We start from the raw sequence: 13,510 nt of genomic DNA, 5'->3' as shown, positions 1-13,510 counted from the left end.
ATCAGTGGATGACGCGGAGAGGTCAGCTGAGAGGTCAGATGAGACCGAGGCCGCGGACCGCCTCGCGCTCCTCCTCCAGCTCCTTCACCGAGGCGTCGATGCGGGCGCGGGAGAACTCGTTGATGTCCAGGCCCTGGACGATCTCGTACGTCCCGTCCTTGGTGGTGACCGGGAAGGAGGAGATGAGGCCCTCGGGGACGCCGTACGACCCGTCGGACGGAATACCCATGGAGACCCAGTCGCCCTCCGCCGTGCCGTTGACCCACGAGTGGACGTGGTCGATGGCGGCGTTGGCGGCGGAGGCGGCCGAAGAGGCGCCGCGGGCCTCGATGATGGCGGCGCCGCGCTTGGCGACGGTCGGGATGAAGTCCTCGGCGAGCCACTTCTCGTCGCTGACGACCTCGGCGGCGTTCTTGCCGGCGATGGTGGCGTGGAAGACGTCCGGGTACTGGGTGGCGGAGTGGTTGCCCCAGATGGTCAGGCGCTTGATGTCGGCGACCGTCGAGCCCGTCTTCTTCGCGAGCTGCGTCAGCGCGCGGTTGTGGTCCAGACGGGTCATCGCGGTGAAGCGCTCGGCCGGTACGTCGGGCGCGGCGGCCTGGGCGATCAGCGCGTTGGTGTTGGCCGGGTTGCCTACGACGAGGACCTTGATGTCGTCCGCGGCGTGGGCGTTGATGGCCTGGCCCTGCGGCTTGAAGATGCCGCCGTTGGCCTCCAGCAGGTCACCGCGCTCCATGCCCTTGGTGCGGGGGCGGGCGCCGACGAGCAGGGCCACGTTCGCGCCGTCGAAGGCCACGTTCGGGTCGTCCGTGATGTCGATGCCCTGCAGGAGCGGGAAGGCGCAGTCGTCGAGCTCCATGGCCGTGCCCTCGGCGGCCTTGAGCGCCGGGGTGATCTCCAGCAGGCGCAGCTTGACCGGCACGTCCGCGCCGAGCAGCTGGCCGGAGGCAATGCGGAAGAGCAGTGCGTAACCGATCTGGCCGGCCGCGCCGGTGACGGTGACGTTCACGGGAGTGCGGGTCATGGCGTTCTCCGTATGACAGCTGGCGGTGGGGCGTCCCTGCCCCGGGGTGCGGGATCCCGACCGTCGGCCCGGTGACCGGCGGTCTCCGCCGCGATGATCGATCGGGGGTACGAATGATCGATCACTTGGCGTCAAGAGAGATCCAGCCGTCAGGATACTCAGCAGCACAGCGATTGGTTGAAGGGGGCTCAATGAGGCTGGGGCAAGATCAGGGCGTGATCGTATAAGTCGCCTGTCGTTCTGCATGGCACACCCGCCGTGTGCTCGACATGCGCACGGTCCCCGCCACCGGCGCCACGGCTTCGCCGAGGTGACCGGTCCAGCGTCCGGCGGGGCGGCCATCCCAGGGTGCGCCCGACCCGGAGGGGCAGGCACAGTCCAGATGCCGCGGCATATGCCTCACAGCCAGTGACGCCGCATACGGGCTCTACCCAAGGATCGGCCCGGACTCGTCCGCGCTCGTTACCGCTTCCACCCCTCGGGGCCACGCGATGACCCAGGATCCTTGAGAGTCCCAGAGACGCTATCGCGCATCCGGGATCCCGGAGGGCCGGGTCCGTGTGGCCCGGCCCACAACATCACGCCCTTTGACGTTGACAAGGAAGAGGCGGCCGCCGGTCCGGGAGAGAGGGGACGATGGCGGCCGCCGTGTGGGGGTGCCGGGCCGGGAAGGGGTGTTGACCTCCCGGACGGGCCGGACTCCCGTGGGGGTGCTGTCCGCCTGCCCCGGTCGGACGCGGGCATTCCCCTCGTACGACGAATACTTTGCGTGGCGGGAGCGCGCACCCTCTCCGCACGCCCCCACAGCACACGACACAGCCACAGCACACCACACGGCCGCCGCTTCCCCGTTACTCCGTGCACCCCTCCTGCCCCGACGCCAGCGTCACGCACGCCGTTGCCTCGACCGCGTCCTTGACGGCGACCATGGGGGTGTACGCGATGGTGTCCCCGGCCTCCGAGATGGCACCGGTCTCCTTGGTCGTGCCGACGGTCACCCGGACCTCGTCACCCTGGGCGGCCCCGGTGATACGGCCCCACGCGGCACCGCAGGTCTCGCTGTAGCGGACTTGAACGACAGTCGTACCGACGGTCACCTCGCTGGTGGTGGTGACCAGATCGCCGCTGCACCCCATGATCTCCGCGTCCTTGCCGGAGCAGTCCTCTCCACTGCACTTCACACCGGCCGGAAGGTCGGGGCCGGTCGAGGTCGCGGGCGCCGAGGGCTGCCCCCCGGCCTCCGGGTCTTCCCCACCGCCGTTGGTGAGGAAGAACGCCGCACCGATCACGAGGAGCGCACCGACGCCTCCCGCGAGGAGCATCGCGATCCGCCGCTTCCCGGGCGAACCGCCGGACGGACCGCCGGGCAACCCGGTCCCGCCCGGCCGAGCCCCCTGCGGCGGTTCGGCCGGACCGAACGTACCGAGGGGGGCGGATACCCCAGGGCTTCCGGAACTCCCGGGGCCTCCAGGACTCCCGGGGCCTCCAGAGCTCCCCGGGCCTCCAAGGCCCCCGAGACGCCCAGGACCCCCAGGCCCACCAGGGCCGCCAAGGCCACCAGCGCTCCCAGTCCCTCCGAACCCGCCCGGCGCACGCGACGGTCCCGACGGATCCGCCGGCGAAGGAGCGACCCCCCAACTGCCGCCGCCCCGACCGGTGCCGGCGGAAGCCGGGCCCTGCGCGGCGCCCCCGCCCCGCCCCGCGGGCGACGTCCGTTCCTCGCCGGGCGCGGGCGCCTGCGGCGGAATCGTCGGCGCCACGCCCGCCGGGCCTGCCACACCCGGCGTCGCGGTCGCACTCCGGCTCGCTCTGCCGCTGTCCTTGCCCTGGCCCTTGCCCGGCGGCGACGAGGCCGTCCCGAACTCCCCGAGCGCGGCGCGCGCCTGGGAGATCCGGATGGCTTCCATGGTCATGTCGTGGCGCATCTCCGAACGGCTCCAGGCGCGCTCGGCGAGCTCCCACATGGTGGTCAGGTGGATAGGATTCGTCCCGGTCACCTCGGCCAGCGCGACGATCGCGCCCTTGGGCGCGAGCAGCCGGCCGTTCAGATACCGCTCCCAGGACGTCTTGCTGTAGCCCGTGCGGTCGGCCACCGCGGCGATGCTGAGCCCACTGCGGTCGACGAGCCGCCGCAACTGGCTGGCGAACTCCCTTACCTGCGGATCGAGTTCATCGGGCAAGGCCCTCCAACGAGGCATTGCTCCCCCCCTCTTTCCCCCCGAACGTGCCTGATTCTTCCCCCCGTACCGCTGATCCCGCCGCTCCCGCTGATTCCGCTGATTCCGCGCATGGTGCCCTCGCCGAGGCCGAGTCCGAGTCCGTCCAACGAGCCGATCTCCGTCGTCTGGCTACCCACTGGGATGCGTCCGGCCAGGATGCCAGTTCCCGGGGAAGGGGCGCGCGGGAGCATTCGGGCCGAGGCATGCACCGTTGCACGCCCTCCAGCCCGCGATCCAGTGTCCCACCGGCGTCCCGTACCGCAGGGTGGAAGCCCTGGTGGACGCGTGGGACATCCCGGACCGTCCCGATTATCCACGTTATCCGTGGCGTTGGGACTTCCCGTGAGAAATCCTCGAACTTGTCAACACATCGACACAACGAACACACATGCCAAGAAACGGGAGTTGACTGACATCCCGCAGGTGTCCGTACGTGACCTTCAGGGGCCGCAGTTGCTCCACCAAGTGCCGAACCCGGACACCGTGCCGGAACCGTCACTTCCGTGCCACAGCGAGCTGACAGCTGTTGAACAGGGCGTTCATGGTGGATGAGTGTGGATTGCAGCGGCGGCCCGTCCTCGCTCGGGGGAGAGGATGGGCCGCCGTACCCGTGCGTCGAGCCTTCAGCGGATCGTGGCGCTCAGCCGATCGTGGCGCTTCACCGGATCGTGTAGTGGAGCGTGTCCTGCATGAACGGGATCTCCAGCAACGGGTTGGGCTGCGCCATCAGGGCGAGGAGGACGATGGCGCTGCCGAGGAGGCCGTACGTCACCATGTCGGTGAACCGGGAGCGTACGGCGAGCATGCCCACGTCGGGCACGACCCAGCGGAGCACCATGCCGGTGAGCAGGGCCGCGCCGATCAGGATCGTGCCGTAGCGGAAGACGTCCAGCGCGGTCAGCAGCAGCCCGATGCCGACCGCGGACAGGACGGCGAGGATCGGCCACTGACGGGCGGGCGCGGGCGCGTCGCCGGGGGCCGCGCGGCCGCCACCCTCGGGCCGGGCGGTGTCCTTGGTGACGGCCGGGAAGCGACGGGTGGACCGTACGGACCTGTCGTCGGCGTCCGGTGCGCTGACGGCGTCGGTCACGTTCACGTCCTGCGTCTCCGTCACCTCGGTCACCTCGGTCACCTCGGTCTCTTCGGTCCCCTTGGTCTCCCTGGTCGCCACGGTCTCCCCGGTGGCCTCGGGGGTTTCCTCAGCCGACACTGCGCTCCGCCGCCTCGACCACGTTGACGAGCAGCTGGGCGCGGGTCATCGGGCCGACGCCGCCCGGGTTCGGGGAGATCCACCCGGCGACCTCGGCGACGTCCGGGTGTACGTCGCCGACGACCTTGCCCTCGGCGGAGCGCGAGACACCGACGTCGAGGACGGCGGCGCCCGGCTTGACGTCCTCGGGGCGGATCAGGTGGGCGGAACCGGCGGCGGCGACGATGATGTCCGCGCGCTTCAAGTGCGCGGACAGGTCACGCGTACCCGTGTGGCACTGCGTCACCGTGGCGTTCTCGCTGCGCCGGGTCAGCATCAGCGGCATCGGGCGTCCGATCGTCACACCCCGGCCGACGACCACGACCTCGGCTCCCTTGATCTCGACGCCGTACCGGCGCAGGAGGGTGAGGACGCCGTTGGGGGTGCAGGGCAGCGGGGCGGGCTCGTTGAGGACGAGGCGGCCGAGGTTCATCGGGTGCAGGCCGTCCGCGTCCTTGTCCGGGTCCATCAGTTCCAGGATGCGGTTCTCGTCGATGCCTTTGGGCAGCGGCAACTGGACGATGTAGCCGGTGCAGGCCGGGTCCTCGTTCAGCTCCCGTACAACGGCCTCGATCTCCTCCTGGGTGGCGGTCGCGGGCAGTTCGCGCTGGATGGAGGCGATGCCGACCTGTGCGCAGTCGCGGTGCTTGCCCGCGACGTACTTCTGGCTGCCGGGGTCGTCGCCGACCAGGATCGTGCCGAGTCCGGGCGTGACGCCCTTCTCCTTCAGCGCCGCCACGCGGGCGGTCAGATCGGACTTGATCGCGGCTGCGGTGGCCTTGCCATCGAGAATCTGGGCGGTCATGGCCCCATCCTCGCCGATGACAGCCACGGGGTTCCAATCCGACCGGGTCGGATTCCCATCGGGCCGGGTGCCGCGGGGCGCGGGGGCTCCCGTCCGACCGGGACCCGCAGGGTGCAGGAGCTCCCATCCAGCCGCACCCCGCCAGACGTCAGGCCCCCCACCCAGGCACGCGCCACCCAGCCACGCGCCCCATCAGACCCCGCCCCCGACCCACAAACCCCAGCCATCCCTCCCGCTACCCGCCCACCCCGCCGACCACAAGATCGCAGACGTTGCAGGTGCACAACACATAGGACTACCGGCTGGACAAGAACACGCCACGCCTAGAGCATGAGGGCCGCACTACCGCGGTCTGCGAGGGGGGCAAGCCGCTCTTTCCGTGACGTTCCTCCGCGCAACCCGCACTGTCCCCATGCTTGCAACGGAGGAAATCCGCCATGAGTTTCGGCTCCCCCAACAACCCGTACGGCCAGCCCGGCCAGCCGCAGAACCCGCAGCAGCCGCAGCAGCCGGGTTACGGCTACCCACAGCAGGGCCAGCCGCCCCAGCAGCCGTACGGCTACCCGCAGACCCCGCAGGGCGGCATCCCGCCGCAGGGCTACGGTTACCCGCAGGGCGGGCAGCCCGGTTACGGCGGCTACCCGCAGCAGCCGGGCTACGGTGCCGAGCCGCCGTACGCGAACTGGGGCCAGCGTTTCCTCGGCACCCTGGTGGACGGTCTCCTGTACCTCATCCCGTACGTCCTGGTCATCGTGGGCAAGGACACGCCAGCCCTGGTTTCCCTCGGCGCCCTCGGCCTGATCGGTGTCGTGATCTGGCAGCTGATCATGGAGGGCCGCACCGGGCAGACGGTCGGCAAGAAGGCACTCGGCATCCGGCTGGTCCGGGAGAGCGACGGGCAGCCGCTCGGCATCGGTATGGCGTTCGTCCGCCGGCTGGCGCACTTCCTGGACAGCCTTCCCTGTTACCTCGGCTACCTGTGGCCGGCGTGGGACGCCAAGAAGCAGACGTTCGCCGACAAGGTGTGCTCGTCGATCGTGATCCGCTCTCAGTGACTCGCTCGCAGTGACTCGCGGTGAAGCCACCCGCGACGAGCTCCCGATGAGCGCCGCCTGAAGGCACCCGAGGGCAACACCTGTACGACCCTCACGCCTCACGGCCCTCACGCCATTCCCACCCAGGGCCGTGTCTCCACCCGTTCAGGGGAGACACGGCCCTGGTGCGTCCCGACTTCGGGGGAGCACCGAAGGCCGTGCCATGTACCGATTCCGACTCCAACTCCGACGCCGGTTTCGAATCCCGTGTGAACCAAAAGAAAACACCTGGTGAACCACCTGGGCGGATATTAGGTACATCCTTCACGTGACGCGCCATGCCCGCCCAAAGGTGCAAGCGCTCTCACTCTCTCCGCTTACTCTGAGCCGCATTTGGAGCAGGAGGGGGACAAACGCCATGCACAGCATCATCGTTGTGCCACCGCGGTGCGACGGACCCGATGACCAGATCAAGCTCGCGGTGGGCGAGAGCCTCGTCTTCGGACGGGCCGCGACGGACGGCGCGCTGAGGATCGACCACGCAGGGGTTCCGCGCCTCGCCGGAGAGATCGCCGCCCACCAGGCGTTCTGGATCATGAGCAACCACAGCGTGGACCAGACGTACGTGGTGGAGAACCCGGAGGGCGCGGGCGAGCACGTCAAGGTTGCGCCCGGTCGTCTGGACGCGCCGATCCCGTTCGAGTTCTCCCGTGTCGTCCTGCCCGCCGCGGGCGACCTGCTCAGCTTCGACGTCTGGGCCCCGCGCCACCGCTACGGCGTACGCCCCGCCCACCCCGGGCTGGCGGGCACCGCCACGCGCCCGGCCTTCGCCCTCGACCGCACCAAGCGGTACTTCGCGGTCCTGGCCGCCCTGTGCGAGCCCCGTCTGCGCGGCGCACCGCACGCCCCGCTGCCCACCGTCGACCAGCTCGTGGAACGGCTGCGCCCCAGCTGGCCCGCGGCCGCCCGCTCCTCCGTCTACTGGAACATCGACTACCTGGCCGTCAAACTCCGGCTGCGCCCCGGCCCCGACACGGCCGAGGCGGGCCAGCGCGTGCACGGCAAGAAGGAGTCGCTCGTCTCGCTCGCGCTCCGCTTCGACCTCGTACGCGAGGACGACCTCGTCGTGCTGGCCCCCGCCGTCCCGAGCGAGGTGGCCGGATGACCGGCATCCCCCACGCCGTCCCCATCCCCCTCGGCTACCGCGTGGGCCGGTGGGAGGTCCGCGAGCCGCTGGCGTCCGGGGCGTTCGCGACGGTGTACGCGGCCCGCCCCCTGGACGGTGGAGAGCCACGGCGAGCGGCACTGAAGTTCCTCCCGACCGGCACCAGCACCCCACGCCAACTCCGCCACCTCCGCGAACTCGCCGAACGGGAGGTCGAGTTGCTGGAGCGACTGCGCTCACCCCGCCTCATCCGCATGTACGAGACCCTGACCGTCGACGACCCCGACCACCCCGATCTCGACGGCGCCACCGTCCTCGTCCTGGAACAGGCCGAAAGCTCCCTCGACGCCGTACTGGACCAGACCCCGACCCCCGACTCCGGCTCCGCCCTCCTCGCCCAGATCTGCGAAGGCCTGGCCCAACTGCACCACGCAGGCTGGCTGCACGGCGACCTCAAACCCGCCAACGTACTCCTCATGAAAGACGGCTCAGTACGACTGGCCGACTTCAACCTCGCCGCCGAACTCGAAGGCACCCACGCATACGCACCCGCCTTCGCCACCCCCGACTACACCCCGCCCGAACTCCTCTGGCCCGAAATCGGCGAACGCGGCACCAAGACCCGCCCCACCGCCGACCTCTGGGCCTTCGGCGTCCTCGCCCACCGCGTCCTCACCGGCACACACCCGTTCCCCGGCTCCACCACTGAGGCCCGCCAGGACGCGGCGGTCCGCTACGCCCGCGGCACGGAGGACCTCCGGCTGTCCCCCGAACTCCCCTCCACCTGGCGGGAGATCATCACCGACTGCCTCGCCCGCACCCACGAGGACCGCTCCGCCCACACCACGGACACCCTCCTCCGCCGGGTCGAGGAGGCCGCGGGCGTCCCCCTCTCACCCCGCCTCCCCCGGCTCCGTCCCCGCTTCTGGCGCCGCCGTCCCGTCCTGACGGCGGCGCTCGTGACGGTGCTCCTGGCGGTGACGGGGACGGCGACGGCGGCGTACGTACACGTGGTGCCGGACGACGGGACGCCGGTGTATGTGGCGCTGCCCAAGGGGTCGGCGTTCCCCACCGGGGAGGACGGCAAGGTGGTCTACGGCTACGACCGCTGCCCGGAGGACTCCGTGTGCTTCTTCAGCGAGCACAACGGCAATGGCGAGATGTGCCATTGGCGGGGCAACGACGCGAACTGGCTCTCGGGCGAGGAGAAATGCGACTGGGCCGCCCGCCACCCGGTCAGGTCGGCCTTCAACAACATCGCGGACGGCCGAGAGTTCCAGGACGTCGCCTACTACCGGGGCACCGACTTCCAGCCCGCCGGCAACGACCGCCGCCGGATGGCCCAGCGCACCGGCTGCAGCCAGGCGAACAGCATGGGCAACCTGGCGGGCACCTACGCCCCGCTCTCCCACGAGCTGGTGGACAGCTGCTCGTCCAAGTCCACACTGTGGACGCTGCTCTCGTCGATCTGGTGAGTCCGGAACACGATCACAGCGGACACGTTCGCACCGGACACGGTCACAGCAGACACGCACCGCCGTACGAGGGATCCAGCCCCGTCACCTGCTGAACGCCGGTCCGCGTCTGACCGGACCCGAGCGGGTAGTGGAGGTCGCCTCCCACGCAGTACGTGATGCTCGTGTTGTTGGTGATCTCAGAGATTCTGAGCGCGGGGTCGAAATCGGCACTCTTCCCCTCCGGCACGAGCACCGGCCACCCGGTCCCGTACAGGGGCACCAGACACACGTACCCCTTCTCACAGGGCACGACCGCCTTCTCGGCAGCGGACGCGCTCCCGACCGCCCCGGTACCGACGGCGGCTGCGACGGCGAGCACCCCACCAACGGCGGCCTAACGACGTAACCCACTGAATCTGCTCCACATGACCGGGCCTCCCTGGCTCGGGCGACATGCCTGTGCCCGACCATCTCAGCGGAGCGAGGGACTCTGTATCCCGTTATGCGCCATTCGGCCGCCGGGAGCGGCCGACCGGGGCGACTGGTTCCGGCCGCGCACCTAAAACATTTCAGGTTCCCCATATACAGCCCCGGCGGCCAACATGGTCATGGCAAGAACGCACAACACCTCAACGGGGGAAGGACACACATGAACTTCCGTACGACTCGGGCCCGTCTGGCCACCGCCGCCGTGAGCACCGCCGTCGCGGGCGCACTGGCGGTGAGCGCGTCACCGGCCTCGGCCGCCACCTCCGACGGTTACGTGAGCGGCGCCGGCACGTACTACGACGACTTCGGCGACGAGGGCACGCTGTCGACCTCGTCGCACAAGGACTCCAACGCCACCTGCTTCTGGCAGATCATCCTGTACGCGGAGGGCGTCAAGGAGAGCAACGGCACCAAGTTCGACAAGTCGGACATCGACGGCAAGTTCGGCCCGAACACCAAGTACGCCACCAAGCAGCTGCAGAAGGCCTGGGGGCTGACGCAGGACGGCATCGTCGGCAAGAAGACGTTCGGCGCCGCCGACAGCAAGTGGAACAAGAGCACCGGCGCGGGCGAACTGGAGTACCGCGGCTACAGCGCCAACCCCAACGAGCGGGCCAAGCTCCGATACCACGGCTCCCGCTTCTACTTCGACATCTTCCGCACGTCGAGCGGCAAATACCGCTTCTACCACAACAGCCAGTGGCAGGTCGCGAGCTACAAGAACAACAGCAGCTGCAGCTGAACGACCGTTCGCAGCGCCTGACGGCCCGCCGGTCGACGACCGGCGGGCCGTCCTTCGCGTCGTACGCACCGGACCGGGCTCGAAGGCCTGCCGGGATACGACGTGACCGATGAGGCCGCCCGTTTCTTGGCCACGCCACCAACAAGCGCCCACTCGAAGGTGCTCAATCCCTACAGGGACTCGGCGAAGAGGGCCCATGCGCGGGTGGGGAACACGAGTATGGAGCCTTGGGGGTCCTTGGAGTCGCGGACGGGGACGAGGTGGGGGAGGCTGGGGTCGACCTCGACGCACTCACCGCCGGTCCCGTTGCTGTAGCTGCTCTTGCGCCACTGCACGGAGCTCAGGTCGATGTTGCTGTTGTGCTTCATTCCGGTAATCCTCTGCAGCTGCCTCGATCATGGCCAGGGACGCCTCCGGCGGCAGTGCGGCGGCCCTGAGCAGATCGTACGACTCGCGGTACTCCATCACGAGGGCCGGATAGTCGATGACTTGGCTGCTGTGCAGACCTTCGGTGTACACGAGCGGTGGCGCGTCGAGAAAGGTCATGATCCGGGTCATCCCCATCATGAACGGGTGGGTCGCGGCGGTTTCCGGGACGATCTGCACAATGGACCGTGTGGCCCTGACCACCTCGGCGATGTGGTCCAGCAGTTCGGCCATCCCCGCAGGCGGCAGCACCCGTCGCCGGATGATCAACTCGTCGAGAACCGCCCAGAACTTCGGCGGCTCCTCGCTTGTGAAGAGCCTCGCTCGGCCCAGACGAGCACCCACGATCTCCTCGACCTCGGTGTCCGAGGCTCGCGGCATCGCCGCCCGGGTGATCGCCGTTGCGTACGCCCTGGTCTGCAGCAGCCCGGGCACGAACATGGGAGCCCAGTCCTTGATGGTCCGCGCAAGCCTCTCCATCTCGGCGACATCCGCGAAGTACTCGGCGATGCCGACCCTCCGCGCCTTGGCCGCATCTTCACACCGCCGCTGGAAAAACCCATCCGTCCCCAGCCGCTCGTCCACATGCTTGGCGAGGTCCTCCGGCATCCGCCGCTCGCCTCGCTCGATCTGACTCAGGAACGAGATCCCCCGAAAACTCCCCTCCGCCAACTGCTCCAGCGTCAGCCCCGCCTGCTCCCGTTTGAAGCGCAACTCGGCACCGTAGAAGCAGGGAACGCTCACCGACGCGTCAGGATCCTTACGTGCAGGCACAACTCACCACCACCGTTTGCCACTTACGTGCGCAACTCAAACGCCTTTCACAGTACGCCGCTTGACGCCACTCTGTGAGTGAATCGTCACAGAACGCACAGGAAAGGTGTACGCCCCATGACCCCCCACAACGACACAGAGTCCTGCGTCGAGCAGCTCCGCACCGCACTGGAGGCGAACGGCATCACGCTCCCCTCCCTCGGCATCGACCTGCCGACCTTCGCGGGGACGTACCCCAAGCCGCCCCTCATCGCCCTCGGCAACTGCAACACGGCCACCGCACAGGCCCTGGCCGCCGCCCTGCTCAAGGCGGCCGACCAGTGACCCCACCGGCACCGCTCACCCTCACTCTGCTCGCGCTCCCCAAAGCCGTACCCGAGGTCCGCCGTACCGTACGGGAGCACCTGGGCGTCCCCTGCCCCGAAGTCCAGCTCTGCGTCAGCGAGTTGCTGACCAACGTGATCAGCCACGTAGGCGAGGGCACTCGGGTGACCCTCCGCGTCATCCACACCGCCGACGGCCGTACGCGCCTGGAGGTCACCGACCCCGACCCCGACTCCTGGCTGATCCTCCGTCACCCGGCCACGGACGACGAGTCCGGCCGCGGCCTTTTCCTGCTGGACGCGCTCGCGGGGCACTGGGGTGTGGAGCGGGCATGTGGCGGCAAGACGGTGTGGTGCGAGCTCTCACCGAGCTGAGGCGTCCTACACGGCAGCGCGCCCCTCGCCGTCGGGGGTTCGTGTGGCGGCCCGGATTACGGACGCTCCGGCCGGCGTGAGGGTGTGCAGGACGGTCGCTCCGTGCCGGTGGCTGGTGATCAGGCCCGCGTCCCGCAACGCCATGGCATGACGACTGGCGGAGGACGCGGCCACCCCCGCCGCACGGGCGATCTCACCGGTCGTGGCCCCGGCCGACGCGGCGCACAGAGCCGCGGCGCGGGCACGGCCGAACAGGGCCGTCAACGATCCGGTGGTGTCGGCGTCCGGGGCGGACGGCTCGTGGAGCAGTGGGTAGATCAGGACCGGCGGTAGTGCCGGGTCGGCGAGGGTGACCGGCCGTTGCCAGTTGAAGTACGACGGCACGAACAGCATTCCGCGTCCGTCCAGGTACAGGTCGCGGTCCACGGAGGGGTGGTAGTCGACGTGCAGTACGGGGCGTTCCCAGCGCATGGTGGGGCCGAGTCCGGAGAGCATTCCCTCCACCCCGCCGTCCATCAGCGTGCGGCACCGCAGCGCCCGTTCCGCCTCGACACGGGCCTGGGTCCGGTCCTCGTACGGAGCGATGGCGGTCTCGTGATACGCGCGCAGCACCCGCACCAGCTCCCGGCGAGTCGAGAGCTCGGTGAGCCGCGACGCCCACGCGGGCGCTCCCACGACCCGGTCGAGGATCGTCATCTCCGCCAGCACCCGGCCCGGCGGCGTGGCCAGGACGGCCTCCAGCCCCGCGTCGAGCCCGTCGGCGGTCTGGACCGGCGTCAGGAAGTCCGGGAAGTAGGCCGCCCTCGGGAACAGCGGCAACAGCACGCTGCGCAGGGCACATTCCAGCCCGCTGTCCCGCAACCGCCGGCGGGTGGTGCGGTACCAGTCCGCGTACGCCCAACGACCCTGCCGGGTCTGGAGGCGGTGCAGGCTGGCAGTGATCTCCCAGAGCGGATCCGGCACGGCGGACACCCGGGTCCTGGCCAGATCGACATCACTGAAATGGACGCGGAGCATCTCGTTTCCCCCGATGAACTCAGCTTTTGCGCTCAGCCGCAACAGTGTGGTCGGACGCGGCATCGATCAACAACAGTGGATCTCGTCGGCCGTACTTGAGAGGTACGTCCCAGAACGTACGTCCCAGACCATACGTGCCATGCCCGCGGCCGCGCTCCTGAAAGATTCGAGGTTTCCGCGCATCACCTCGTGGCGCAGGGCACCCGCTTCCGGGCGCAGTGACGTAGGCCGACCAGCACCACGCCACATGAAACGAGGGGAGATGAAGACGGCGCGCCCACCTCAGGTAGGAGTTCAGCCGCGGCGGCTCCTACAAGTGCGTTCGGCTCTGACCGAGCCCCGCCCTCTCTCCAGTACGTCGGCTGCGGCGCCCGTCCATGGGGGCCGCAGCCCGCACTTTCCCCGGCGGCA

14 protein-coding genes are annotated in these 13,510 nt (G+C 69.5%); 6 read left to right on the top strand and 8 right to left on the bottom strand.

What is annotated here, in order from left to right; genetic code table 11:
• Window positions 1-34: 34 nt before the first annotated feature.
• The 4 genes from ACWD3C_RS00660 to ACWD3C_RS00645 form a co-directional block, all read right to left on the bottom strand.
• On the bottom strand, window positions 35-1,024 hold the full coding sequence (locus ACWD3C_RS00660; protein WP_451138536.1) for a malate dehydrogenase: 990 nt from the start codon (window positions 1,022-1,024) through the stop codon (window positions 35-37).
• An 851-nt stretch (window positions 1,025-1,875) separates the two neighbouring features.
• Window positions 1,876-3,222: a helix-turn-helix domain-containing protein gene (locus ACWD3C_RS00655; protein WP_451138534.1), complete on the bottom strand. Its 1,347-nt coding sequence runs from the start codon at window positions 3,220-3,222 to the stop codon at window positions 1,876-1,878.
• Between the two features lie 679 nt (window positions 3,223-3,901).
• Window positions 3,902-4,375 (bottom strand): DUF3017 domain-containing protein, encoded by a 474-nt coding sequence (locus ACWD3C_RS00650; RefSeq protein ID WP_451138752.1) that lies wholly within the window; start codon window positions 4,373-4,375, stop codon window positions 3,902-3,904.
• A 67-nt stretch (window positions 4,376-4,442) separates the two neighbouring features.
• Window positions 4,443-5,297 (bottom strand): bifunctional methylenetetrahydrofolate dehydrogenase/methenyltetrahydrofolate cyclohydrolase, encoded by an 855-nt coding sequence (locus ACWD3C_RS00645; RefSeq protein WP_451138532.1) that lies wholly within the window; start codon window positions 5,295-5,297, stop codon window positions 4,443-4,445.
• A gap of 437 nt (window positions 5,298-5,734) precedes the next feature.
• Between ACWD3C_RS00645 and ACWD3C_RS00640 the strand changes: the two genes are divergently transcribed.
• The 3 genes from ACWD3C_RS00640 (at window position 5,735) to ACWD3C_RS00630 (ending at window position 8,971) form a co-directional block, all read left to right on the top strand.
• Complete coding sequence (locus ACWD3C_RS00640) at window positions 5,735-6,352, top strand: RDD family protein (protein WP_451138530.1); 618 nt, start codon at window positions 5,735-5,737, stop codon at window positions 6,350-6,352.
• Between the two features lie 397 nt (window positions 6,353-6,749).
• The gene (locus tag ACWD3C_RS00635; RefSeq protein ID WP_451138528.1) at window positions 6,750-7,496 is read left to right on the top strand and encodes an FHA domain-containing protein; all 747 of its coding nucleotides are present in this window, start codon (window positions 6,750-6,752) and stop codon (window positions 7,494-7,496) included.
• Complete coding sequence (locus tag ACWD3C_RS00630; RefSeq protein WP_451138526.1) at window positions 7,493-8,971, top strand: protein kinase domain-containing protein; 1,479 nt, start codon at window positions 7,493-7,495, stop codon at window positions 8,969-8,971. Before ACWD3C_RS00635 ends, ACWD3C_RS00630 begins: the two co-directional genes overlap by 4 nt.
• A gap of 43 nt (window positions 8,972-9,014) precedes the next feature.
• On the opposite strand, the gene ACWD3C_RS00625 is transcribed toward ACWD3C_RS00630, so the two are convergent.
• A complete protein-coding gene (locus ACWD3C_RS00625; RefSeq protein ID WP_451138524.1) occupies window positions 9,015-9,332 on the bottom strand; it encodes a hypothetical protein in 318 nt (105 codons plus the stop codon).
• A 270-nt stretch (window positions 9,333-9,602) separates the two neighbouring features.
• Between ACWD3C_RS00625 and ACWD3C_RS00620 the strand changes: the two genes are divergently transcribed.
• Entirely contained in the window at window positions 9,603-10,184 is a 582-nt protein-coding gene (locus tag ACWD3C_RS00620) for a peptidoglycan-binding domain-containing protein (protein WP_451138522.1), read from the top strand.
• Between the two features lie 170 nt (window positions 10,185-10,354).
• On the opposite strand, the gene ACWD3C_RS00615 is transcribed toward ACWD3C_RS00620, so the two are convergent.
• Entirely contained in the window at window positions 10,355-10,552 is a 198-nt protein-coding gene (locus ACWD3C_RS00615; protein ID WP_451138520.1) for a DUF397 domain-containing protein, read from the bottom strand.
• Entirely contained in the window at window positions 10,476-11,384 is a 909-nt protein-coding gene (locus tag ACWD3C_RS00610; protein ID WP_451138518.1) for a helix-turn-helix domain-containing protein, read from the bottom strand. Before ACWD3C_RS00610 ends, ACWD3C_RS00615 begins: the two co-directional genes overlap by 77 nt.
• A gap of 117 nt (window positions 11,385-11,501) precedes the next feature.
• Between ACWD3C_RS00610 and ACWD3C_RS00605 the strand changes: the two genes are divergently transcribed.
• Complete coding sequence (locus tag ACWD3C_RS00605) at window positions 11,502-11,708, top strand: hypothetical protein (protein WP_451138516.1); 207 nt, start codon at window positions 11,502-11,504, stop codon at window positions 11,706-11,708.
• Window positions 11,705-12,082, top strand: a complete 378-nt coding sequence (locus tag ACWD3C_RS00600) for an ATP-binding protein (RefSeq protein WP_451138515.1) — start codon at window positions 11,705-11,707, stop codon at window positions 12,080-12,082. The genes ACWD3C_RS00605 and ACWD3C_RS00600 overlap by 4 nt, the downstream gene beginning before the upstream one ends.
• A gap of 6 nt (window positions 12,083-12,088) precedes the next feature.
• Here the strand turns inward: ACWD3C_RS00600 and ACWD3C_RS00595 are convergent, their stop codons facing one another.
• A complete protein-coding gene (locus tag ACWD3C_RS00595) occupies window positions 12,089-13,099 on the bottom strand; it encodes an ArsR family transcriptional regulator (protein ID WP_451138513.1) in 1,011 nt (336 codons plus the stop codon).
• Window positions 13,100-13,510: the final 411 nt, after the last annotated feature.

This window comes from Streptomyces sp. NPDC002845 (genome assembly GCF_053591955.1).
This window is presented reverse-complemented; position numbering and strand designations above follow the sequence as displayed.